The organism is Pontiella sulfatireligans, from assembly GCF_900890705.1.
GTDB lineage: Bacteria > Verrucomicrobiota > Kiritimatiellia > Kiritimatiellales > Pontiellaceae > Pontiella > Pontiella sulfatireligans.
In genome coordinates this window covers 100,990-125,265 of sequence record NZ_CAAHFH010000004.1, presented here as the reverse complement: position 1 = coordinate 125,265, position 24,276 = coordinate 100,990, and the positions used below count along the sequence as shown (strand labels likewise).

General features: G+C 50.2%; 15 protein-coding genes. 10 read left to right on the top strand and 5 right to left on the bottom strand.

The window, feature by feature from the left end:
* Window positions 1-83: 83 nt before the first annotated feature.
* The 4 genes from SCARR_RS27590 (at window position 84) to SCARR_RS27575 (ending at window position 6,962) form a co-directional block, all read left to right on the top strand.
* The gene (locus SCARR_RS27590; RefSeq protein ID WP_136065948.1) at window positions 84-2,792 is read left to right on the top strand and encodes an outer membrane protein assembly factor BamB family protein; all 2,709 of its coding nucleotides are present in this window, start codon (window positions 84-86) and stop codon (window positions 2,790-2,792) included.
* 99 nt (window positions 2,793-2,891) lie between these two features.
* Window positions 2,892-3,425, top strand: coding sequence for a 3-keto-disaccharide hydrolase (locus tag SCARR_RS27585; protein WP_136065946.1), 534 nt, complete (start codon window positions 2,892-2,894; stop codon window positions 3,423-3,425).
* Window positions 3,426-3,475: 50 nt separating this feature from the next.
* Window positions 3,476-5,041, top strand: coding sequence for a sulfatase family protein (locus SCARR_RS27580; protein WP_168433671.1), 1,566 nt, complete (start codon window positions 3,476-3,478; stop codon window positions 5,039-5,041).
* Window positions 5,042-5,372: 331 nt separating this feature from the next.
* Complete coding sequence (locus tag SCARR_RS27575; RefSeq protein WP_136065942.1) at window positions 5,373-6,962, top strand: hypothetical protein; 1,590 nt, start codon at window positions 5,373-5,375, stop codon at window positions 6,960-6,962.
* A 70-nt stretch (window positions 6,963-7,032) separates the two neighbouring features.
* Here the strand turns inward: SCARR_RS27575 and SCARR_RS27570 are convergent, their stop codons facing one another.
* From SCARR_RS27570 to SCARR_RS27555, 4 genes are all read right to left on the bottom strand, one after another.
* Window positions 7,033-9,753 carry a glycosyl hydrolase family 28-related protein gene (locus SCARR_RS27570; protein ID WP_136065940.1) on the bottom strand — a complete coding sequence of 907 codons (2,721 nt, stop codon included), beginning with the start codon at window positions 9,751-9,753 and terminating at the stop codon, window positions 7,033-7,035.
* Window positions 9,750-10,577 carry a hypothetical protein gene (locus SCARR_RS27565; protein WP_136065938.1) on the bottom strand — a complete coding sequence of 276 codons (828 nt, stop codon included), beginning with the start codon at window positions 10,575-10,577 and terminating at the stop codon, window positions 9,750-9,752. The genes SCARR_RS27570 and SCARR_RS27565 overlap by 4 nt, the downstream gene beginning before the upstream one ends.
* A gap of 138 nt (window positions 10,578-10,715) precedes the next feature.
* Entirely contained in the window at window positions 10,716-12,260 is a 1,545-nt protein-coding gene (locus SCARR_RS27560; RefSeq protein WP_136065936.1) for a sulfatase-like hydrolase/transferase, read from the bottom strand.
* A 277-nt stretch (window positions 12,261-12,537) separates the two neighbouring features.
* Window positions 12,538-13,233: an IS30 family transposase gene (locus SCARR_RS27555; protein WP_168433670.1), complete on the bottom strand. Its 696-nt coding sequence runs from the start codon at window positions 13,231-13,233 to the stop codon at window positions 12,538-12,540.
* Between the two features lie 39 nt (window positions 13,234-13,272).
* On the opposite strand from SCARR_RS27555, the gene SCARR_RS27550 reads away from it, so the two are divergent.
* The 6 genes from SCARR_RS27550 to map all read left to right on the top strand — a co-directional run bounded on the left by SCARR_RS27550 (window position 13,273) and on the right by map (window position 22,599).
* Window positions 13,273-13,701 carry a transposase gene (locus tag SCARR_RS27550; RefSeq protein WP_136065932.1) on the top strand — a complete coding sequence of 143 codons (429 nt, stop codon included), beginning with the start codon at window positions 13,273-13,275 and terminating at the stop codon, window positions 13,699-13,701.
* Between the two features lie 202 nt (window positions 13,702-13,903).
* Complete coding sequence (gene hydG / locus SCARR_RS27545; RefSeq protein WP_222846495.1) at window positions 13,904-15,610, top strand: [FeFe] hydrogenase H-cluster radical SAM maturase HydG; 1,707 nt, start codon at window positions 13,904-13,906, stop codon at window positions 15,608-15,610.
* A 128-nt stretch (window positions 15,611-15,738) separates the two neighbouring features.
* A complete protein-coding gene (locus SCARR_RS27540; protein ID WP_136065930.1) occupies window positions 15,739-16,614 on the top strand; it encodes a DMT family transporter in 876 nt (291 codons plus the stop codon).
* 81 nt (window positions 16,615-16,695) lie between these two features.
* Entirely contained in the window at window positions 16,696-17,448 is a 753-nt protein-coding gene (locus SCARR_RS27535; RefSeq protein ID WP_136065928.1) for a phosphatase, read from the top strand.
* A gap of 841 nt (window positions 17,449-18,289) precedes the next feature.
* A complete protein-coding gene (locus SCARR_RS27530) occupies window positions 18,290-20,575 on the top strand; it encodes an AAA domain-containing protein (RefSeq protein WP_136065926.1) in 2,286 nt (761 codons plus the stop codon).
* Between the two features lie 1,283 nt (window positions 20,576-21,858).
* The gene (gene map / locus SCARR_RS27525) at window positions 21,859-22,599 is read left to right on the top strand and encodes a type I methionyl aminopeptidase (protein WP_136065924.1); all 741 of its coding nucleotides are present in this window, start codon (window positions 21,859-21,861) and stop codon (window positions 22,597-22,599) included.
* Window positions 22,600-22,941: 342 nt separating this feature from the next.
* Here the strand turns inward: map and SCARR_RS27520 are convergent, their stop codons facing one another.
* Window positions 22,942-24,090, bottom strand: a complete 1,149-nt coding sequence (locus SCARR_RS27520) for a kappa-carrageenase (protein ID WP_222846494.1) — start codon at window positions 24,088-24,090, stop codon at window positions 22,942-22,944.
* Window positions 24,091-24,276: the final 186 nt, after the last annotated feature.

Below are 24,276 nucleotides of genomic sequence, written 5' to 3'. Positions count from 1 at the left end.
TTGACGACTAAAGCCTAATTCCCAAACGACCCATGTTTAATTGCAAACGCGTGAATGCTTAAATACTAACTTCAGGAATACCCATGAAGATAATAAAAAATATTATTCTCTCTCTGGCAGCGCTCGCTTCGGTGAGTGGTGCCACAACCAACTTTGTTTCCAGCGGAAGCGCGGATATTGATCGCGCTCGCGCAGAAATAAAAACCTCTCTGACCACTGCGGAAAATTACAGGGAGCGTTCGTTGCTCTTATTTATCTGGCTGGGCAGCTTGCAGCAGCAGGGGGCGAACACCCATTCGTTTTTTGACTCGGATCAGGCATACTATAGCCTGGAGGGCAAGGTGAACCGTGCCAAAGGTCCGGCCAAAGAAAAAGCGATTCTGGAGATGGGCGAAATGCTCAAAAAGGGCTACCAGGACATGGAAGAGATTGCCCGAATCCTGAAAGAAAATGGCCCGATCTATAAACCCTTTGTCGGCAATCCGGAAGGCTTCCCGAAAGGCGGGGATATGGGCGCGGACTGGCCGATGTTTCAGGGCAACAAACACAATACGGGCTATACCAAGGCGCCGGGCCCTAAAACGGGCGAGCTCGCCTGGAAGTTTCCGGTCGGTCTGGGCTGGTACGCCCGTCCGTCCGTGGAAGGCGATCGCGTCTATGTGGCTTCGCCCGGTATGTACACGACCAGTTTCTGCATCGATTTAAATACCGGTAAAAACATTTGGAAATCGACTCAGGAACATCCGCTGCTGGGGATTTACAAATATCCGGCCATCATGTCTACGCCGGTAGTTCTGGAAGATAAGATCATCCTTCGCGAAGTCAACAGCCACGGTGGCAATGAAGGCCAGGCCCGGAATCTGGTCTATATTGACAAGAAGACCGGCAAGACGCTTTCCCGTAAATTCGCCGGTCACATTGATTACCGCACGCAATTGGCCCCGGTGGCGAGCAACGGGAAATACACGGTGTACCCCTTTGGCGTGCACGATATCTACGGCTATCCCGCCGTTTGCCAAAACCTGAACCGCCTCATTTGCGCGGACGTCGACAACAATCACAAAATCTGGGACCTGAATGTCGGAGATATTGATGTCCTCGCGGAGCCGGTGATCACGGAGGACCGGGTCTTTCAGGGAACGTCCGATTCCTACCTCTACGCACTCAATCTGGGCGGCCCTCGCAAGGAGGGCGTCGATAAGAATTTTGACATTTCGGCGAGCGAGCGTGTTGCGTGGAAATTTAAAGCGGACGGTCCGGTGAATACGGCGGTTACCCTTGCGAATGAAAAGGTCTATTTCGGTTCCAATGGCGGTGTTCTCTATTCGTTGAACGAGTCAGACGGTTCTTTGGTTTGGGAAACCCGGATTAAATCGGTTGAAGAGGGGGCCCGCAAGCAGTTCACGGTTCCGGTGGTGGTCGATGGAAAAATGTATGTCGGTTCCGCTAATAAGCACCTCTACTGTCTCGACGAGCTGTCGGGCAAGGTTCTGTGGAAAACGGAACTTTCCGACTGGGTCCGTGCCAAACCGGCCATGACGTCTGAGGGACTGCTGGTGGGTACGGTTGATGGTAAACTTGCCTGCGTTAGTCTGGAAGGCGAACTGAAGTGGAGCAAACAGGTTTCTACGCATCAGATTTACGCCGACCTTGTTGTGGCCGGCGACAGCGTTCTGGTGAACGACAGTGACCTGTGGCTGCGCCGGTTCAGTGCCGCCGGGGAGCTGCTCTGGAAACGAAGCCTTCTCAACGCCTTTGAGAACGAAGAGGGAGGACGCATCTTTACCGATGTGCTGTCGGGCGGAACCTATTATCAGTCCAAACCGACGGCGGCGAAGGGAAAGGTTTACTTCGGCAATGCCGGCGGATTCTTGTTCTGCGTGGATGCGGATACCGGAAAGGAAATCTGGAAGTTTGAAATGGGCGGCGCCATCTCGGTGGGGCCGGCCATCGGCAAGGGTAAAGTATTTGCCGGCCAGCAGGGCGGCGAGCGTTTCTTCTACGCGGTGGACGCGAAAACCGGCAAGCTGGAATGGAAACAGACGATTCCCGGCGGATGGGTCTGGGGCTCGGCGGCCTACGATGACGGCATGGTATATGTGCCGACCGTCAACGGTCATTGCGTTTGTCTGGACGCCAAGACGGGTTATATTGTGTGGGATTATCCGACTGCCAAATCGGTGCCGGCCGAACCCGCCATCGACGGTGATTTGGTCTACTTCGGATCCTGGAGCGGATCGCTCTATGCCTTCGACAAGAAAACCGGCGAGATTGTCTGGAAGGAAAACGGCATCGGCCTGGATTCGGGAACACTGATTGCCTCTGAGGGGAAGATTTACCTGCCCCACCACAGCAATGTGTTCATGTATTTCGATGCGAAGACGGGAGAGATCCTGAGCCACGGGAACACCAACCCGTCGCACACGGGGAACTTCTCCAACTTTAATGCGACGCCCGCCTTCTTTAAAAATCGCGCGTACTATACCGCTCGTATCGGCGTTGGTCTGCGCGGTGTTCCGAGCGCGTCTCGTATTTACTGCGTCGATTCCGCGTCGGCAAAAATCCACTGGACCTTCGAAGACGGCGGCGGCTTGTCCGCGCCGGCCATTGCCAGCGACCGCGTCTATATCGGGTCCGGCAATACGCCGCTGTTCTACTGTCTGGATGCCTTCACCGGAAAACCGCATTGGATTTATAAGCTCGGGCAGCGTGTCGAAGAAGCCACGCTTTGCATCTACCGGGATAAAGTGTATGTCCTCGCCGGTGATGGATATGTACATGCGATCAAATAAGGGAATAGGCATTAGGCACGAGGCATTAGGGTTCAAGATTGTGCATTTCACTAGTGCCTAATGCCTCTTGCCTAGTGCCTCGCAAGTAAAGGAGTCCTGATGAAAATATGGATCATGGCATGGATGGCTGTTGCAGCAACTGGTTGGGCCGGGGAAGCCTTGTTTAATGGGACAGACCTGACCGGGTGGCGCTACCGGGCGCCGACAGAAATCGTTTTTGACGGAAAGTCACAATCACAGGACGGACGGTTCAGCGTTAAGGATGGAATCTTTACGGTCCATCCCGCTAAGGGGATCCAGAAAATATGGACGACGAAAGAATTTGGCGAGGACTTTGTGCTGAAGCTGGAGTTTCGTGCAGGCGTCAATGCCGACAGCGGGATTTATCTCCGCGGACCCCAGCTGCAGTGTCGCGACTATTGGGTGGCGGGGCCCTACAAAGAGCTGAAAAACTATAAGCCGCAGGACTGGAACCAGATCGTCGTGACCGTCAAAGGCCGGACGGCAACCTGCACCTGCAACGGTGAAGCGCTGCTGTTCGATAAGAAATTGCCGGCCCAAGGCCCCATTGGCCTTGAGGCGGATAAAGGGCAGATGGAATACCGGAATATCACCATCGAAGTTTTAAAGTAGCGGACGTCCGGTCAGCGTGCATGACCCAAAATAGAATTCAGGAGCGAACGATGAATCGTAGATGTTTTTCAGGAGTAATGAGCGTCGCAGGCATCAGTGCGTTGAATGCAAAAGGTGCTGTGAAAAGAAAACAACCGAACCTGCTGTTCATCATAACCGACCAGCAGCGCTTCGATGCGATGAGTTGCGCGGGCAACACGGTGTTGGAAACGCCGAACATGGACCGACTTGCGCGGGAGGGGGTCTACTTTAAAAACGCCTATTCAGCCAATCCGGTTTGCGTGCCGGCGCGTGCGGTTTTCCTGACCGGTCTTTCGCCCGCCAATATCCGGGTGGAAGGAAATGGCGATTACACCAGCGAGGATGTTCCCGATGTTCCGACCTTTGACCGCATTATTAAAGAGCAGGGGTATGCTGCTGAATATTATGGGAAATGGCATACGCCTCATCAGTTTACGGCTTGTTATGACAATGACGTGAAAGTGGTCGGCAATGTTAAAGGGGCGCCCAGTCAGATCAAGGCTTATCAGGAATGGTTGGGAAGCAAGGGGGTTAAACGCAAAGAACCCGGCGAGGGCGAGCTGTTTTCCAATAGAAACATGCGTCCGTATAAGCCGATCGAGCTGGACTGGAACCACGCCTCCGCCAACCTGAGTTCAGATCAGAAAAGGAAGGTGAAAGCGGCGCAGGTTTCCCAATATGGGCGCATCGATTTGCCACCGCGCATTTCCTATTCGGCGTACACTGCGGATGAAACGCTGGAGGCGTTGGAACGCCTGAAGGGCGGGCCTTTCACACTGACCTGCTCCTTTGATCCGCCACACCCGCCCATGGTCGTTCAGGAACCCTATTTCAGCATGTATCCGCCGGCAACCATTCCAGTGCCGGGAAACATTGATGACCCGATGGACGAATCACCCTACAAAGCGAAGTCCAAGAAAAAGGATCAGCTGCATTACCGCGACGCAGAACAAATTCAGAATATGCGTTCGATCTATTACGGGATGGTGCGTGAGATCGACGACTGGATCGGCGTAATTCTTAAGAAGCTGGAAGACCTCGGTCTGGCGGACAATACCCTGGTTGTCTTCACTTCTGATCACGGAGAGATGCTGGGGGACCATGGCATGCACTCTAAAGTCATTTTCTACGAGGGCTCGGTTCATGTGCCGCTGCTCATGCGCTTCCCGGGACGTATCAAACCGGGAACCGTGGTGGAGGAGCCCATCTCAAGCATGGATGTTGCTCCGACCCTTCTCGACTACCTGGGCCTCAAAGCTCCCAAGACCGACGGGATCAGCCTGCGGCCGTTTATCGAAGGGAAGCCGGTCGAGCATGACGTCATTTCGTATTCTCTCGGCCGCAGCGAGCCGAATTATATGATCCGCACTGGAAACTTAAAATTAATGATGGCTCAGAATAAAAAGGGCACCGGTTTCGATGCGTTATACGACCTGAAGGCTGATCCATTGGAAATGCGCAACCTGATCGTCTCGCCAATTTCACCGGAAAAAAACCGTGAACAGGCGAGCCGGATGAAAGCACGTCTGGTCCAATGGATGGAAAAGCACGAGCCGCATAAAGTGAATGATCTGCAACAACGCGAATTATTCTAAAGCGGTTTAATCAAAACTGCGACCATCATGTGGAGAGGCGCACGCACCGCGACTGAGCTCGCTGAAGTCTATGCACACGGGCACGCGGCGTCTGCCCCTCCAGCATTTGAGGCAACTCAAATACGCGATTTCTTAATTCGTTATACGCATGGCAACGTAATGATTCCGCTAGATGAGACAGTGAAAAACGTATATATATTTCACGTGTTGCAATGCGCTCGGATTTTGGGGCGGAGTAAATGCGAAACCGACGAGAAAAGCGTTCTGATACCTTTGGCCGACCGCATTCATTATGTGGTGGGCGGAGAAATTTCGGCTGGGAAATAGTTTGATGATCAGAAAAACCACAGTCCTCTTTTGCCTGATCGTCGCCACATGTGCAGCGGAGTTCCAATCCTTGGGAAAACAGGAACTGGAACTTCCGATTACTGAAAAGAAGCGTGTCATCGCACACTATATGCCTGCAGCAGTTTTCTTTAAAGGATGCCGGGTGCCAGATAACTGCATCCCGGCCTACGCTTCGCGAGATGGCGCGGCGGCTGAAATTGGAGGGCTGGTTCAGGCGGTTCCAATGTCTGGGATCTTGCGCCCCGGTGTTTCGCTCGACGAAGCGGTGGAACATGAAATCCGTGCGGCTAAACTGGCGGGCTTGGACGGATTCCAGTTTTTCTATCCCTTTGGCGGGCGCGGCCTGTTGAAACAGTACAACCACACCATCTCTGCCTTCTACCGCGTGGCCGAAGAAAAGTTTCCGGACTTCCGATTGACGCTCTGCCTGTGCTGCAGCGAGTGCAAGCTGGATGAAGCCGAAGCCATCGAGCGCTGGAGCCAGAGCATCCGCGAGCTGCTGGACGAATGCCGCGAATCCCCGGCCTGGCTCAAAACGCCGGATGGTCGTTACCTTTTCTATACCTGGTGTCCCGATGGTCTGGTCGGATCAATTGAAACGCACCATAAAACATTCCGCCAACCAGAGCTGATTGCCGATACGGCGTCAGTATACCGCCGACTGGCCGATGCATGTGGAATTCGCGCGGCCATCATCTACCACCTGCGCAAGCACGAAAACAAGGCGGTGCTGAAGGCAGCTCTGGACCACTTTCCAGCGGTGTGGGGATGGACGGATTCTTACGCTGCAGACGATGGATGGGCTGAGGTGGCGAAGGAGTGCGGACTGCGGAACCGCACCTACACCCAGACCGTCTATCCAGACTACTATACCTCCAAGCTCTACAATCTTGACAGCCACAACATGATCCATCGCCTGCGCGACGTGCTGGAAGTGCCATTCGGTAAACTTGGTCGCGAAACCCAGAACTGCGGCGTCACCCACGTTTATCGCAACCTACTCGACCCTGCGGTCGAGCTGGATCCGCCGCTCATCAACGTGGCCACCTGGAACGACTTTGGCGAAGGTCACCACCTTGCGCCCGAAATCAACCACAACTTTGCTTTCGGCGTTCTCCTGAATCATTACAAGCGGCGGTGGCTCGACCTTCCTGTGGAGGGGGAGTGGACGGCGGTTTTCTATAAAAAATATTCCTCGGATGCCCGACCGACGACGTTTGATTTTCATATCAACGAAAAAAAGAGCTGCGGCGAATCCGAAGACGTTATTGAACTCGTCACGCACTTGAACTCATCCGCCCAGTTAGAACTCAGCGGCCAATCGCTCGGTCGGGTTGACCGCGGTCTGTACGTTAAGCGTGTACCCATCCGATCCGGGTCGGTGTTACTGCAAGTCAAGCGCGCCGGAAAGACTGTCCTCTCGGTGAAGGGTGACGAATGGATCACCGATAAGCCCTACCGAACCGATCGCTTGACCTACGGCAAATCGAGCCTGTTTAACTTCTATTTCAAAACTCTCTACGGCGATGCCGAACCGCCCGTCTCAGACGAATACAATCAAGAAGCACAGTAAACATTGGTAAAACCGGCATCGCGCTGAACATCTCATTTTCGATGCGTTAACGGGCCAATGGTCTGGTGCTTTATGGGAAAGAATAGGACCGGCTCACACCTCGACGGGAAGAGGTGTTGAGAAAGTCGGCGCTTGTATCCTCCAGATCCTTTTTGATGCGGGAGGGGGTGACGATTAATCCGGCGGGCGCGATGTTCGCGCGCATCATAAACGATGCATCCGGCCCCATGTCGAGTGTGGTGGGTTCGGAGATATTACGAATGGAATTTATGATTCGAACATGACCTCCGTTGATGTTGTTGGTCTGAGGATAGTAGAGCTGGTTGGAAAAATTATAAATGTTCACTTGAGACGTGGCGGTTCCGTCCAGTGCCAGCGCCCGGTGACTGGTCCCCCAGGTGCTGAGATTATAGAGGCTGATCGGATCGGCGCACGCTGGCGCCACATAGATGGAACTGATGTTAAGATCGGGATCGTTTTCGCCCACGTCGATAAAGTGCATATTGGCAAAAACCAGGCCGTCATTGGCATGCATGTAGAGGCCGAACTTAGACCAGTCGCACCCGCTGTTGATGATGATTCCGCTAGGGCCTTTTCCCGATGTTTTTCCGGGCAGCAGTTTGAAGCCCTGATTGGAGCAGAAGATGAAGGTGCCGTAGACATCCACATTACGTGACCCCGCAAAGATAAAGGCTTTGGTGTTGGCCTTCATCCAGTTATCCAGTTCCTTCTTGTATCCCTTCTGTTCGACCGTACGTACGATTTTGTTCGGGAAATAGGTCTGGTTCCAATACCAGCTGTTGAAGTGTACATTATCGATCATGCAGTTTTCCGCTTCACCAACAAAAATTCCCTGATCCAGCGGGGCGCCGTTGCAATACCCGATATAGGTATCTTTTGCATCATGGGAATAAAGATCGATAAACCGCCAGGGGTTGGAGGCCGTAACATGTTTAACGTATGAACGATCGCCCTGCATTCGGATGAGCCAACCGTATTCTTCGGTTACCTCTTTGGTTTGAGAATCGAATTCCTGCTCTGGATAATGGAAAAAGAGTCCGTCCAATCCAGCATTTTCCTCCAGTGTAATGGTTGCTGTATCGACTTCATTATGTCCGTGTTCAACGAAGAACAGGGCCCCTTTGGGGGTGCCTTTTTCTGCGTAGTAAGAGTGGAAGGTGGAGTGCTGCCAGGCTTGTACAGGACCGCGTAGCTCCACATTTCTGCGGACGACTAATGAACTTTTAAGGGCATAGAATCCGGGAGACAGTACGATATATCCGCCACCGCTTTTGCTCAGGCCGTCTATGGCAAACTGAATTCTGGCGGTATCATCGGACGTTCCTTTTTCGGGGTGCAGGATCACGGACTCTATGCTGGGCGGTTTGTAGGTCGATATTTTATTTACATCGTAGGTATATTTCGGAGGCTTAATGTAGGGATCGCGTGAGGCGCTGATTTTCACCTTGTCGCCCGCTTGATTATCAATAGTACGGGGGCCTTTAAATCGGCTGTCGGCGATGACGGCATGCGCGGTGTCTTTTCCGATGAATAGATGCTGACCTTCAAAATCAAAATCGCAGTCTACGATGGAGAGGTTGCCTCCCGTCCACTCGATGGGGCTCTTAAAGGTGCAGGCGCTGAACATCAGAGAGAACAGATCATTCTTTTCGGCTTCCCAATGCTGCAGCACAGCGGCCTGGCCGCCTCGCAACTCACAGCCCATGAACATGGCGCATTCTTTGCCATGCATCGGGTTTTCTACAAATACCGCACTGCGCTTGCCTTCCAGCGTGCAGTTGTAGAACTGGGTTCCGTGATTTTTAATATTCGAGATCCAGACCGCGTCATAGCAGTCGGTAATGCTGAAATTTATATAATGACCTTCGTTATCCAGCCATATGTCATCGTTGATCAGGTGACCATCGTTCAGTTGAAATCCTTTATTGTAACCCCGGATGGTTATATTCGCCAGTTCCGAGCCATCGCAACGGTGATAGGTAATACCCGAGGCCTTTTCGAATAGATGGGTTTTTAATTTTTCCCGGTCTATCGGAGAGTGATCCAGTTCCGCTGCCGGCCAGTAGTCGGGGTTGAAATCAATGTCCAGAATGCGCGGAATATCTGCATCCCTCCAGACTTCAATGCCATCGCCAAGCGGCGTGCCGTAAATATTTTTCATCAGATGGATACAGGTTGCCCCTTTCTTCTTACCCAGCTGAATCCCGGTGTAGGCATTCACCAGAAAAAGATTTCTGGAGGATCCGTTCAGCGCTGTTTTCGAAAGTTTTTTATGATGGCGAATGGTCGGCGCGTAGGGAACGATGTGGTCGACCTTCTGTTCCGGATACCAAATTACCAGACCGTCGATGAGGCTGGATCCATCCAGAAAGAAGAGGGGAGGCGCCAGCGCATCCATCTCCCGGCCGTAATAGGCACAGATGATGGTATTTTTTGTCGGATCTACTTTATTAAAACCGGGCGTTACAAAATCCCCCCGCAATGTCGTTCCGGGGCGGATAAATACCGGATGATCGAGGCGATATTTTCCTGCAGGCAAATAGAGTGTTCCGCCCCCCGTATCAAATAGCTTCTTCAGTGCGCTGTTCAGCGCAGCGGAAACGTCGGTCGTTCCGGTACGGTCCAGTTTTTCGCCCGCCAGATCATCGGCATACCAGCCATGAATAATTGAATCATGCGGATGAGTGATCGGTATGGTCTGTAGTTCGGCGGCGAAAAGGGCAGGCGCAATTAAAAGAGTAAAAAGCGAAATGAGAGGACGATGGCTCATTTCCAGTCCGTGCCCAGGAACGCTGCTAGTTTCGGGCTGAAGTTGCCTTCCGTGTCGCCCGTGACCATGACATAGGCCATGCCGCCGTCGGAGGCATCCAATACACCGTGTTTATGCTCGGCCGTTTTTTTCATGCGGGAGTGAACCCAGCGGTATTCGGGGCAGGGGGAATCTTTCAGCCAGTCCACGAGATGCCATTCCATAAACTTGCCGCTGCCGAATTTATCTTTGCCCTGACCGGTGGTGAAGTAGTAGTCGGCTCCCAGAGCCATACAATCTTCTTTGCCATGCTGATCCGGCCATTTGTTGGCGCGTTCATTCATTTCGGAATGGGAGACGAGAATGCAGTATTTCCGCTTAGCAGGATCGGCCTTGAGTAACGCCTGATACGCCACTTCAAAGGGACCCGCCTGTACATACCAGAATTTGCTGTTCTCGCTGCTTTTATTAATTTCTGCCGCCGCATTATCAATGGCCGCCTGCAACTCGGTCTGATTATCAAAAAGTTTGGTTTGGGTGAAACCGAATTGTTTACAGCCTTCCACCATGCTGATGGTTTCTTCTGCGGCTTTATAGTCCTTGTTGCCGTGCAGCCAGTTGTTGTAGTCGATATGCACCAGTCTGTCCTGCCATCCCGCTTTCGCGAAGACCGCCAACGCCATAGCGGTGGCGCCCCAATCATCGGGGTCATTCATATTGCCGTCTGCGCTCCATCCAATCCGGTCATTTTTTCCAGGGATTGGAAGTTTTTCAGCGGCGTCTACGAAAGGGACTACAGAGCCGATGAGCAACAGCGTGAGTATTACATTCCATCTGTTATTCATTACGTATTTCCTTTTGATATGAGCGTGTATTCCGAATTGATTCCTCGCAAAGGCGCTGAGGTCGCGGAGAAGGTCTTCTTTTGCTCTGTGTACTCCGCGTCTCAGCGAGGTATGTGACTGCCCTGAATAGGGTAGGGTTTAAAGCTCGTCTTCTTCCAGCGGGCGTTTGCCTTCGAATGGGCCCCACTTGATGTATTTATTGTAGTTCTTGAGTTTCTTGTACACCTCGGGATCGTAATCCGGGTTTGCCTTCGGAAACCGAGCATCCACATCCTGAAGATAGGTCATCATTTCACCGAAGAGACGTTTGTGCGTTTCAGGATACTGTTTGGCCACGTTGTTCACTTCGCCGGGATCTTTGGAAAGGTCAAACAACATCGGGATATCCGGGCGCTCGTAAAAATGCATTACCTTGTACGAACCGGAGACAATGGCCGAATGCGGCACCTCTTCGCGGTAGTGAGGGACGTGAAAATAAAGGTTGCGGTTCAGGAAGGTCTCATCCGGTTTTTTGCCGGCCATAAAGCCCGCAAGGCTGACCCCGTCAATGTCTTTCAGATCTTTTGGGTCTCCGCCGGCCCAATCGTAGAAGGTCGGCATGAAGTCGTAGTTGATAACGTTGCCCTCGAAAACAGAACCGCCCTTGATGCCCGGCCCCTTAACAATCATCGGCACACGGATGCCGCCCTGCCAGACCCACCATTTGTGTCCGTGCAAGGGCTGTTTTTTGCCGGGAGTGAGTTCCAGCGCCTCGTGCCGGTAGCCATTGTCGGAGACGACAATGACATAGGTGTTTTTTTCGATTCCGAGCTTTTTAATCTCGTCGAGCACCGCACCGATCCGGCCATCCAGATTTTCTCCCATACCCAGCCAGACCGCGGGGTCTTTTTTGCGATTAATGTTGTCGGCTGGTTGGCCTACCTTTTTGTAGTACGCCTGAACCAGCGGATGGCGCGCATATTTCTTGCGGGTTTCTGCGAGACATTCACGGCCTTCATGCATGGCGTAGTAAGAGACCTGCAAATAGAACGGGTTGCCTGCGCCCACCTGATCTTCCATGAATCCGATTGCCTTCTCGGTGGTGCTGAACATGAGTTTTGGATCGGTTAGATCTTCCGGCAATCGTTGCACCTTACCCACCGTGTTTCCTGGATCATTATTGGTGTCCCCGTCATGCAAGACATAGCCTTCCGCCCCGGGATCTGAGTACTGGTGCCATTTTCCTAGGTGGGCACTGGTATAGCCCAACGGTTTTAGAACCTCAGGGATCGTAATGGCATCCGCGTCAAGTGACGCGTCGGAGACGTTGGGGATCAGGGGCAGGTTTTGATACATTGGTCGCGTGTCATAATACTTCCCATTGGGTTTCCCTGAGACGAGGGTGAATCCGGTGCGGGCACCGGATTGGCCGGTCTGTAAGCTGGCTCGCGCAGGTGCACACTGATGCGCTCCGTAGGCATGGGTGAACTTCATTCCCTGGCCGGCCAATTTATCCAGGTTTGGCATTTCCAGGATAGGCATAAAGGAATTTTCCATGGAATCGTTCATGGGGATGGGCGATCCGTTCCAGGCCCAGTCATCGATATACAGCATTACAATGTTGGGTTTATTCTGCGCAGCAAAGCTCGTTGAGAGGAGCAGGCCAAACAGGATACTCATAATGGTTTTATTTAATGTCTTCATAGGTGTTCCTTATTGTTTCATCGCAGCTTTTTGCCTGCGTTATGTCTCTTTACGTTTTATTTAAAAAGGTTTTAACCCGATTCGGTATGTGGTTTTAATCCCCATGCTCATCAAAACAGTTGTGCCGAAAGGGTGGTAAGGTATGGGGTAACCATCCCATGAATAACATCAGAATGCTCAACGCTGATCGTCATTTTTTCAACCCTCACTCTTATCTTCGGAACCCGCTACGATGCCGTCATGGCGCCACACTTAAACTGACCGGGTAGACTGTAAATTAAAATGCCCAACTTTTCTGAGCCAGGTGCGTCTCATGCAGCGATCTCCTGAATGAGCAACTTTTCTGCGTTTTAAAATTCAGTATCTTGCGTGGATAGCGGTTGATCCAGTTCTCGATTTCCCGAATGGCGGTGCGGGTGCATTTGGTTATATCGCTTCCCTTGGGGATGAATCGGCGAATCATCCGGTTGGTATTCTCGTTGCTGCCCCGCTCCCAGGACGAATAGGGATGCGCATAATAGAGATGGGTTCGGGTCGAACGGCCGAATACAGATGCCTCCAATGCCTCGTAATCAAGGAACTCGCTGCCGTTGTCTGCCGTAATGGACTTGAACACGACCTTGAACGCCTCTTTGCCCATGGAGCGTTCTATGCCGTTGATGGCCCGACTCACCGCAGCCTGGGTCTTGTCCTTGATCTTGCGGATGATCAGCTTCCGGCTCTTACGCTCAACGAGCGTGAGCAGGGCGGCGCTTCCTGTTCCTTTTCCGCCGACCACCAGGTCGATCTCCCCGTGCCCGGACTGTTGCCGATCTGCGACCTCCGCCGGTCGCTCGTCGATGCTCCGACCCACAGACGTACCGCGTTTGGCCCGGCGGTGCAGCGACTTATGTTTCTTTCCGCGAGTTCGCTTCTCCCATAACGTTTCATTGCTGACGTCGCAGAAATGGTGCCAGTCCTTGAATATTAACATTTTCCTTTTCTTGCATAATGGATATGCTTTTTGCTTCGTATGGCACGTAAACCCAGAGTTGAATTTGAGGGCGCGGTATACCATGTGATGTGTCGCGGGAATCGTCAGGAAACAATTTTCAAGACCGATAAGGATTGCGAGATATTTCTTGATACGCTTGAAGAGGCCTGTGACCGGTGTGGCTGGAAAGTCCATGCGTTTGCTCTGATGGGGAATCATTATCATTTGCTGATGGAAACGCCTGAAGCCAATCTCGTGGATGGAATGCGATGGTTCCAGGGAACCTATACGCAGCGGTTTAATTCTCTGCATAAGGTTTGGGGCCATCTTTTCCAAGGAAGGTACAATGCTTTGCTGGTGGATTCTGACGGAGACTATTTTTCAGCGGTGGCAACTTATATCCATTTAAACCCCGCTCGTGCACGCTGCTTTGATTTAGAGAACGGTAAGTTGACCGATTATAAATGAACCAGTTATTTAGGTTATCTGCGTTCGTCGAAGCGCCCTCCATGGCTTTTTGTTGACCGGCAAGCCTCATGGCCCGGGGGGCATGTCCCTGCACGTTGCCTATTCAAGAAAAACATCGGTCGATCCTTCCGGTTTTGGCTTTTTTTAATGTCTAACCCTTTTTATTAGGGGTATGTTCTACTGAATTTGATGGCCGCCTGAGATGAGGAGATGGAAGAAGATCACTATTTCTTCTAGTTCTGAAATCAAGGGAAAGAAAACTACTCGTGTGTACTCTCATTCTTTTGGTGCAGGTATTTCTTTTTCTCTTGTCCGGCGGATTACAAAATCTTACAGGATCAACCTGCTGGATTTTGTGTTGGAAAAACCGAAAGGAGAAACAATGAACGACGATCCAGAAAAAATTCAAAACTGGAAGGATCATCTTGTACGACAAGACGAAATCGACCGCTACTTAGATCACGGCAAAGATTTTATTGATGACAACGCGATAGAAGCGGAAATCGGTGCTAACCAGGAAGTATCCCCCGAGCGCGTTCGCGCCATTCTAAAAAAAGCACATGAAATCAATTTGATGTCGTCAAAAGATGCGGCGGCGCTAGTCAATGTCACGGATCCCGCATTACGCAAAGAGGTCTATACCGCGGCTTGTGAAATAAAAAAACATGTTTATGACAACCGCTTGGTGACATTTGCGCCGCTCTATTGCGGAAGTAAATGTGTCAATCGCTGTAAATATTGCGGATTTCGCAGTGATAACAACGAGATGAAACGCCGCGTCCTGACCATGGACGAAATCAAAAAAGAAGCCGAAGTATTGGCGGGTAAAATTGGACACAAGCGATTGGTCATGGTGTACGGGGAACATCCAGAAACCGATGCTCAGTACATTGCGGACAGCATGAAGGCCGTTTACAGTGTGAAAGTCCCCACAAAAAATGGATTCGGACAAATTCGCCGCGTCAATATCAACGCCGCTCCATTGCCCATTGAGGATTTGAAAATTCTTCAAGAAGCAGGTATCGGAACCTATCAAGTGTTCCAAGAAACCTATCACAAAAAAACCTATCGGGAAGTCCACCCCGAAGGAACGCTCAAGGGAAATTACCTGTGGCGGTTGTATGCCCTACATCGCTCCATGGATGCGGGAATCGATGACGTCGCCGTCGGGGTTCTGTTCGGTCTGGCGGACTGGAAATTTGAAGTCATGGGATTGGTGGCTCATGCCGCCGATCTGGAAAAACGCTATGGAATCGGACCGCACTCCGTTTCGGTTCCCCGTCTTGAACCGGCCGAAGGCACTGATTTTTCCTGGGTAAAGCATGGGGTTAGCGATGAGGACTTCAAATATCTGATTGCCGTTTTGCGGGTCGCCATTCCCTATGCGGGCTTTATCGTAACCAACCGTGAAAAGCCTGAAATGCTTGATTCCGTTATTGATATGATCACCCAGCGCGACGCGGATTCCCGCCTTGGAATCGGGGCGTATGCGGATGCGTTCCCGGATGAGAAAACAACTTCTGACGGACACCAGGAAAGCGAACGGCAGCAGTTTGTACTGAACGATATGAGGAGTTTGGATACGGTTGTACAGGAAAGTATAAAACGTGGGCACATCATCTCATTCTGCACGGCGGGCTATCGTTGCGGTCGTACTGGTAATAAAATCATGACCTTGCTCAAAACGGGAAAAGAAGGTCACTTTTGTAAAATGAATGCAATTCTAACCCTTCAAGAATATCTGGATGATTTTGCCAGTCCGGAAACAAAAAAGATGGGGGACGAGCTGATTTCCAAAGAACTCGGTGAAATAGAAGATCGTCCGGCCGACTTTACCGCCGCTCAGGTGGTAGAACTTAAAAAAGCGCGCAAACGAATCCAAAACGGCGAGCGCGATCTTTATTTTTAGGGTCGTTAATCGAGGGGGCGCGCCCACCGGGCGCGCCCCGTTGTGCCTCAACGAAAAGGCTACAGAGCCACATCCCTGCAACCCAATTAATGCAAGAGTTTTCTGACTCAAAATGAACAACCCATTATATGGAAGAACACACTATAAATATAAAAGCTCATATATACATGAGTGTTGCTATATTCTTTTTTGCCATCATCTCACCCGTTGGAAAAATAGTGCTGGATCATATACATCCACTCACTTTGAACACATTAAGACTTTTTGGGGCCGCAGTCTGTTTCTGGATCACCTCTATTTTTGTCAGAGAAACAGTTTCAAAAAAAGATTTGTTTTTCTTATTCTTTGCTGCGGTTTTCGGCACCATGCTAAATCAAGGCCTTTTCATTATTGGACTCAGCAAAACAAACCCTGTGCATTCCAGTTTAATGACTTCCATGGCGCCCCTTTTAACGCTAACCATTTCAGCGATATATCTTAAAGAGAAAATCACATGTTCCAGAATAGCAGGCGTTTTAATCGGTGCTCTTGGGGCTGCTATTTTAATCTTTATGAATAAACAGGCCGGAGATCACCCCAGCAGTATCGGGGGCGATATCTTATGTTTATGTGCACAACTATCTTATGCCATCTACTTGACCTTTTTTCTGAAGTTAATAAAGAAATACAATCCCGTAACGATCAGCAAATGGCTGTTTAGTTTTTCTTTCATATGCTTCTTCTTCATCTCTTTTAGACACATAGAAGCAGATCATATTCTCAGCTTACCTCCGGATATCTGGATACGAATTTTTGTAATCGCAATTTTATGTACCTATGTAACTTTCACGTTATTGATGTCGGCGCAGAAATCTTTAAATCCTACTGTTATTTCAGCATATAATTATTTTTTGCCATTGATTGGAGCCGGAATAAGTGTCGCAGTTGGTTTGGGCACAGTGGATTGTTATACAGTTCTTGCCACGGCATTAATCCTTGTCGGAGTTATGTTTGTAAATAAATGAAAATATTAAGTTGTCTATTTTGTGAGAAATTAAAAGAAAGAAATGAATGCTTTGTCATATATTTCTCTGGAGCCCAGCATCATGCATATAGAAGTTGATAGCCATACCCATACCCTCGCCAGCGGCCACGCCTACAGCACCCTCGCCGAAAACATTACCGCCGCCGCAGGCCGGGGCATTAAACTACTCGCTATTACCGATCATGGGCCCGCCATGCCGGGCGGACCGCACATTTGGTTTTTCATGAATATGAAGGTCCTCCCGCGCATCATGAACGGCGTGGGCGTCCTGCGCGGCATCGAAGCCAATATTATGAATCGAAAAGGTGAGCTGGATATTCAGTTCGATGAACAGTCGCGAATGGACCTCGTGCTCGGCAGCCTGCATGAACCCACCTTCGCACCTCGAAACAAAACCATTCATACGGATACGGTGGTCAACACCATGGCCTCCGGGCGGATTGATGTCTTTGCCCATGGGGGGAACCCGGCATTTCCAATCGATGCGGACGAGGTGGCCAAAGCGGCGGTCGAATATCGAGTCCTCATCGAAATCAACAACTCCTCGTTCACTACGTCTCGGCCGGGCAGCGAGGCGAATTGCAAGGCGCTCGCAGAAGCGGTCGCCATTCATGGCGGCAAACTGACATTGGGCAGCGACGCGCATATCGCAAGCCGAGTCGGAATGTTTGATCAATGCATCCGTTTGGTTCAAAGCATTGATTTCCCGGAGAAACAGATTCTCAGTCGCAACGGCCGCGATTTTTTAAATTTTCTGATCTCCAAAAACAAATCAGCTGATTTGTCAGAACTGAGTACGTTATTTAACGGATAAGCGCCGCAACAAAACAGATTCCTTCCATTGAGTCGGAACGATCCACAGATGATCGCAGATCAACGCAGATGATATGGATTCAGTTTTTTACCCCCCGCTCATTGCACTCGCTGGAGTACGTCAGAGTGAATGGATGAGTTTTTATTATTCGTTCGGCTACTTGTCCTGAGCTTGTCGAAGGGCTCTCTCCTGTGAGTTTGCGAACGGGGGATTGCATGTCTTCAGGTAAGGCGGGCCTCTCCGCATGTCTCGCCATAGCTCACCGAACGACGGCGGGAGCCTAATGGCGACGGCGGGACCCCCGCTGAGGAGGAACCCGACCTCTGGGCGGGTTTTGCTTATGGTCGGGAACCGTGCTCCCGTTTGATTCATTCCCCTTCTTTGCTACAACCGAGCCAATAAAAACTTGAAACGATGCTTCAGGTTCATGCGGTCATTTTTGTATTGGGATCGGGCAGGGGCAGCCGCGAGCGGAAACATGAGTGCTTAGCTACTCTTTTCAAGCTTGGGAAATATGTGGATTGATATTCCAACCCTTTTAAGAAAGGTGTAGAAGTGATTTCAGTATGTCAGAATAGTAACTGATGTTCGGGGAAAGTTGAGGATCATTGGGGAAAGCCAATTAAAAACAGGGGCTCTCGGGATGGTTTTAGGAGTCTGGGAAAATGCATGAATATCAAAATGATGAGTTAGGTTCAAAACTCGCGAGACTTCGGAGCGGACTGCTTGTCGACCATAGCTTTCAGCGACGGCTGAACCCCTTTTTCTGACCCCTTTTTCTTTTACTTTTATGATTAAGGTGTGCGTGCTTGTAGAGCAAGTGTGATTAAAGGGCAAGGGTATGAATGACGAAGTAATGATCAAAGATCCGCAGGCAAAGGTTAAGAAAAAGGCCGTGATTATCACGGTTGCCATCATGGGCTTGCTTGTCATTGTTGCGTTTTGTGTTTTTGGGCATTTACTAAAGGATTTTTTAGTTTTTGATGCGAACAGAATTGAGGCAGCCGGAGAGCTGACTAAACTAAAATCTCGAATAAATGAACAAGAGGAGCAGCTAAGTTTACGAAACAGTGATTTTGAATCACAGATAAACGGAAAGATGAAGCGATTACTGCAGTTGGAAGATAGCATCTCAAAACGTGAGGCCCAAATCGCTTCCCAGCAAAAACTTGTTGATGAGTGTGCCGCCCTAACCGAGAGAGTTTTCTCCATACAAAGAGATTACCAGGTAGCATTGGACGGATTGGAATCCGTCCGCAAAAGCATCGCCACTCAAGAAGGGACGGTATCCGCAATCAAGATCGAAATGGAGGCGCTTTCGGCTCAGAAATTATCACTGCAAGGCGACGCAACTAGACTCGATAAAACTAAAGAAAACACTGAGCAGGTCATTGCTCAACTCGCCTATGAAATTAAGGATCTCGAACAAAAAAAATCAGCGATCCAGACAGAAGTTTCCGAGGTGAAGCAAATATTAATTGACGTCTCTAGTAACCTTAAGGCCACTGAATTGGTCAAGGCAAATGAAAAGTCACATGGAGGAAAAGAGATCGTCATGCCAGTCATCCCGCAGGTGGCGACGCTTAAAAAGGAGTCGGATTATGTAGACCTCATCCTGTGTATGGGTGAAGCAACATTAACTGCTCCTCTCAAAATCAAACGACATCAATTTAACAGAAGTCTCTCAGAAGATCATGCCATTGATTTGTCGGTATCGGCGCATTTGGCTAAAGAAATAGCTTTCCGCAGAGAACGCGTGAAGGACGCATTCTTATTTAAGCGTGCATCAGCCGTTCTGAGTCTATCTGAAGATGTTCGGCAGAAACTCAAGAATGCTGCAAATCGGATCGCAAGACAAAACAACCTACCCTTCCTTGCACAGGTTTTACCGGAGTCCAGCCTCACAGAGGCAAAAGATTCGTTTGCGCAATTTGCAAAGTGTTTTCCGGCCTGGGCAACTACTCTGCTTTCATTATCCAAAGCTTCGCCGTGTATTGCAGGGCTTTTTGACCGGGTAGTCATCGATGAGGCCTCGCAATGTGAAATTCCGCCGATTATTCCCGCTTTGTACCGAGCCAGGGGAGTAACAGTAATCGGTGATCCTACACAGTTTCCGCCAGTTATTACCATGCGCGAAAGTCGGCATGAATATATCCGCTCGATAAAGCACAAGCTTACTGATCCAGCAGATGAGCGGTTTGATTTTCTAAGAAACAACGCGTATGGCCTCATAGTCGCGAGTCCATTGATGCTACGTGAACACTTCCGCTGCCACGAAGACATCGCTGCCTATTTCAATGAAGAATATTATAAGGGAAAATTAAAGGTGAGAACCGATGTCTGCAGACTGAAATTTCCGCAGAACATGGGGTTCAAGCGAGCTTTGGTTTGGCGATCGGTGACTAATTCGTTGGATGGCGAAGTAGATGAAGTCAAAAATCTTTTATCCGAGTTAAAGTGTAATGGTTACGACGGAACAGTGGGAGTGATTTCTCCGTTTAGGAAAGTGGCGGAGAGATTGAAGCAGGAACTTTATGGGTTCCATTCTCTTCTCGATATAGAAAAAGACGTCAACACCGCGAACGGATTCCAAGGAGGAGAGCGGGATCTGATCATTTTTGTTCTAGGTATTACGAGTAATATTTCCCATGGCGAGGATTGGTATGCCGTTGCACCGGAAAATCGCTATATTTACAATGTCGCTGTGAGCCGTGCAAGGGCGTGTCTTATCATTGTCGGAGATAGGGAACAAGCTCGGCAGTCATCCTCAACTGCATTGAAGAATCTAGCAAAAGATATTGATAAACGACCCGCTAGGAAATTATCACAATCTCCCGGGGAGGAAATGCTATGCAAAGCATTGTGCTCAGCGGGTCTTAAACCGGTTCAGCAATATCCCCTTGCAGGCCGTTACTTGGATATGGCTTTAGTGGATGAGAAGATTGATATTGAGGTTGATGGTGAAGCTTTTCATCTAAATAAGTATGGCGAGCGTAAGCAAGATGACATTTACCGCGATTTGCAAGTGCAGTCGAATGGTTGGTGTGTTTGTCGTTTTTGGTACAGGGACGTTCGTGACAATCCCGACGACTGCGTTTCCAAAGTTAAAAAACTTACAAAAAGCTGATGTAAATTCCGGAGAAAAGGGCCAAGAAAAGGATCGGCCCGCCTAATTGCCGTTCCCGTCGGTCTCTTCTTTCTGGGAATACAAAAGCACTTTCGCTTCGCTCAGGTCGTTATTTGCCTATTTCCGTGGCCGGGGGCAGAGTACCAGTATTAATCAACCCTGGCTGGGCCGGCTGTTAGTCCCTAACATCTCAACTTCTTACTATTTTGCGTTCCTTACGCACCCACCATTTACTGCCTGTTCATGAAAAGGTTAGGTAAAATAATTGTGTGGCAGAATGATTTTCCTGCTCTGGGAACTGAAATTATTCTGCCACTAAATCATTCTGCCGATTTTCCTTCTGCTGCGGAGCCGCCTTAAGCTCCTGCTCCCAAATGGTTTTGGCCGTATTCTCCGGGAAATAAGGCGGCTCGGAAGGGCGCTAAGTTCGTTGCAGGGGTGGAATGGTTGAGCTCGCGAGATCTCTCCGTCTTTGTCGCACCGCAAGACGCTGGCGCACAGAGCAGGCTATTCAGTAAACTCACCGTCAAAATGGTGCATAAAATGGGTTGCGATTCACCAAAAGAGGACTACCGTTAGTCTTTGTTCGAGGGATTGACTCCAAACCAGTTGATCCCCGGTGCCGACATGCAGACGCTATAACGAACGCTCAGTATGGAAAAGTCTAACCAGAAAAAGGAATAATAGACATGAGCGAAAAAGGAAAGCGCGGAAAAAAGAAACAACCGCAACACAGCCTGAAAGAAAAACGGCAGATCAAAAAAGATAAAGCGAATCATAAGGAAGACCATCTGATTTCATAAAAATCAGTTTGATTCCAATTTGGTTTACAATGATCGACGAGCCCGACAAATGTTGGGCTCGTCAAGTATTGGGAAAAGAAGACAAGGTCGGCCTTGCGCAAAGTTTTATGAACGATTTTCCAATCGTTGAAAAATGGGAAAGGGGTCTCGGCGTGTCCTTCATCGTTCCTCTGCAAATAACGCGTGAACTTCTGCTTCCCCTAAAACACTTGAATAGCCCTTAACGGAGCTGACTTTCGCCCGGGACACACTCGTTAAAATATTATTTTAAGCGTTGAGTTGGATGGGATGATCATTCGGTAGTACCCTGTTTCGAATGTCTGGGTTTAGTGCGCATCAGAAGCTATGGCCGACAATCAGTTTTGTGATTGTCGGCGACAGGGATTGGTGCTTGTGTGACAGCAGGAAACGACGAAACAAAAAAAGTTTTCAGTCGTTTTTCGACTCAAAAAAACAACTGTAAATACAACAGGAAAAACAATGGGAATGATTAAAACGAAGAAAGAAATTATCGAGATATCCAAAATGGCGGAACGGATCTCCGAGCTGCTGCGGAAAAGCCTTTCATGGGTACGACCGGGGATAACCACCTTCGCCTTGGACGCGCTGATCGAAGCGGAAATAAACCGAATGGGAGTCGTTGGCCCGTGCAAGGGGTATGAAGGGTTTCCTGCCGTCTCCTGCCTTTCGGTCAACGACCAGGTTACGCATGGAGTTCCGGATGATACCTTGCTCAAAGAAGGGGATCTGATCGACATCGATCTCGTGATCGAAAAAAACGGCTACTTCGCGGATTGTTCCAAAACCATTGGAGTCGGAAAAATCTCCAACGAGGCCTCCCGATTGGTATCCGTCACCGAGGAATGCCTGAACCGGGGAATACAAGCCGCCCAACCGGGAAACACCTTGGGAGATATCGGGTTCGCCATACAGTGTCATGCCGAAAGCAATCAGTATTCGGTGGTGAGAGACTATACCGGCCATTTTATCGGCCGGTCCATGCACGAGGAACCCATGGTCGAAAACCGCGGCGTTCCACACCGAGGAATAAAGTTGAAACCTGGAATGATTTTTTGCATCGAGCCGATGATCAATCAGGGAGGCTACGGAGTCGTTACCCGAGGTTGGGATGCTCGGACAAGCGACGGGAAACTATCGTCTCGCTGCGAGCACATGGTTTTGATCACACCCACGGGCAACCAGGTTCTCACCTCTCATTAAATGTTCGCGGATTCTGCGATTTTTTTTGAAAGGGACGGCTGCGCCGAAATAATAACAGGACTATTTATAACCGGACTATTTTACCGCTCCAGAAGGTTGCGCTCTGTTCCGAATAAATCGTCCTGTCAAAAACCTTCCGGCAAACAATTTCTTTTGTTGCGGTTAGATATGCGAGGCGCAAACTCTTCTCCTATCGCAATCCAATGGCGTGAGGAAACGGCGCGGAGCGCCGTTCTACGTAGCACGGTGCTCCGCGCCGTGTTCCGGAGGGAAAAAGCAGCGGTAAAATGTGGGTTTTTCTGGCTATGCCCCAAAGTAACGGAGCTTGGATGAGGGGGGCTGTTACTCGGCGAGGGTCCAGCAGCGGACATAGTCGACTTCCATGTGGGTGGGGAAGCCGTCTTTGACGGATTCTTCCGGCACGGGCGCGCGCCCGTCGTCGCCGGCCCATGCGATGAGTGGCGGGCGAAGCTCCATGGTCAGGGTTACGCTCATGGGCAGGTGCCAGTTGTGGTTGGGGGATTCTGCAACCTTGATGCCGTCGATGTACCACGTAATTTTTTCAGGGGTGTTTTCGCAGGCGTAGAGGTGGAAGTCGTCGCTCGGATTCCAGGGGGCGTTGTAGACGTTGCGGCAAACCTCCGGCCAGTGCTGGGGGCGGCGCCAGGTTTCGACGCCGTCGATCATTTCGCGCGTGTGGAGATTGCAGTCGATATGCTTCGGACCGGTTTTTCTTTTTTGGACGGGGTCGTAGCCCCTTTGGAGCATTTCAACAATGTCGATCTCGCTGTAGGTGATGTGCGGGTGTTCGGGGCTGAGATCCTTGCCGTTGCTGTAGAGCCAGAAGGCGGGGCAGAGGCCGGGGAAGCGCGAACAGCCTTTGATGCGCGCTTCGAAGTAGCCGTAGGTGGTTTTCTGGTTCGATTGCAGAATGCCGAGGGTGTAGAAATATTCATCCCCTTTCTTGGTTGTATGCCGGTCGTATTTGGCTTGGATAAACAGGTGGCCTTTCTTTTGCCAGACATTGTCCGCGCGCCAGGCGCGTTCGCCCCAAGGGTGCAGGTTCCGTGACCATTTTTCCTCGTCGAGTTTTTTTGCGTTGAACTCATCGGAAAAGGTGTTGTTGAGTTTCCACTGTTTGGCAGGATCGGGATCAACAACGAGGGGTTGGGCGGGCGATGACGCATATGCAATTTTGGCAACCAGCCGCAGTTCATCGGCAGAAAGGCCGGTTCCGTAGGTTGCATTCCATTGATTCAGCAGCTCGCGCGAGGAATCGCTAAGGAGGTTCAACCGAATCCGTTGAGGCTTTTTGAAGCTCCGCTGAAGGTACGTCCATTGATCGCCTACATACAGGATTTTGGCCTCAATGGCGCGGCCGGTGGCATCTTCGAGCGAATGGTAATCTGTTTTTCCCTTCAGTGTTGCTTCCTGAGCAAAGGAAATTGCCGTGCTGCACATGACGGCGGTTATGATGAATCTGTGTTTCATTTTTGAATCCTGCGTTTAAGTAGGGTGGAGCATACGCCACTCCTTTATAAAGGATACCTGACTAATAGTGCTATAAGAACGGTGTCCAATAGGTTTTCCGCATATCGACTTTTTGACTAGTAGAACCACTGCCTCGGCACGGTTCATAATGCGCATTTATTGCTCCGTCGGTTAAATGTTGAAGAA

Excerpts from the sequence above, each read along its gene's own strand:
- SCARR_RS27575 (WP_136065942.1), top strand. The coding sequence starts at position 5,373 with ATGATCAGAAAAACCACAGTCCTCTTTTGCCTGATCGTCGCCACATGT.
- SCARR_RS27565 (WP_136065938.1), bottom strand. The coding sequence starts at position 10,577 with ATGAATAACAGATGGAATGTAATACTCACGCTGTTGCTCATCGGCTCT.
- SCARR_RS27540 (WP_136065930.1), top strand. The coding sequence starts at position 15,739 with ATGGAAGAACACACTATAAATATAAAAGCTCATATATACATGAGTGTT.
- map (WP_136065924.1), top strand. The coding sequence starts at position 21,859 with ATGGGAATGATTAAAACGAAGAAAGAAATTATCGAGATATCCAAAATG.
- SCARR_RS27590 (WP_136065948.1), top strand. The coding sequence starts at position 84 with ATGAAGATAATAAAAAATATTATTCTCTCTCTGGCAGCGCTCGCTTCG.
- SCARR_RS27570 (WP_136065940.1), bottom strand. The coding sequence starts at position 9,753 with ATGAGCCATCGTCCTCTCATTTCGCTTTTTACTCTTTTAATTGCGCCT.
- SCARR_RS27530 (WP_136065926.1), top strand. The coding sequence starts at position 18,290 with ATGAATGACGAAGTAATGATCAAAGATCCGCAGGCAAAGGTTAAGAAA.
- SCARR_RS27555 (WP_168433670.1), bottom strand. The coding sequence starts at position 13,233 with ATGTTAATATTCAAGGACTGGCACCATTTCTGCGACGTCAGCAATGAA.
- SCARR_RS27560 (WP_136065936.1), bottom strand. The coding sequence starts at position 12,260 with ATGAAGACATTAAATAAAACCATTATGAGTATCCTGTTTGGCCTGCTC.
- SCARR_RS27585 (WP_136065946.1), top strand. The coding sequence starts at position 2,892 with ATGAAAATATGGATCATGGCATGGATGGCTGTTGCAGCAACTGGTTGG.
- SCARR_RS27550 (WP_136065932.1), top strand. The coding sequence starts at position 13,273 with ATGGCACGTAAACCCAGAGTTGAATTTGAGGGCGCGGTATACCATGTG.
- SCARR_RS27520 (WP_222846494.1), bottom strand. The coding sequence starts at position 24,090 with ATGAAACACAGATTCATCATAACCGCCGTCATGTGCAGCACGGCAATT.
- SCARR_RS27580 (WP_168433671.1), top strand. The coding sequence starts at position 3,476 with ATGAATCGTAGATGTTTTTCAGGAGTAATGAGCGTCGCAGGCATCAGT.
- hydG (WP_222846495.1), top strand. The coding sequence starts at position 13,904 with ATGAGGAGATGGAAGAAGATCACTATTTCTTCTAGTTCTGAAATCAAG.
- SCARR_RS27535 (WP_136065928.1), top strand. The coding sequence starts at position 16,696 with ATGCATATAGAAGTTGATAGCCATACCCATACCCTCGCCAGCGGCCAC.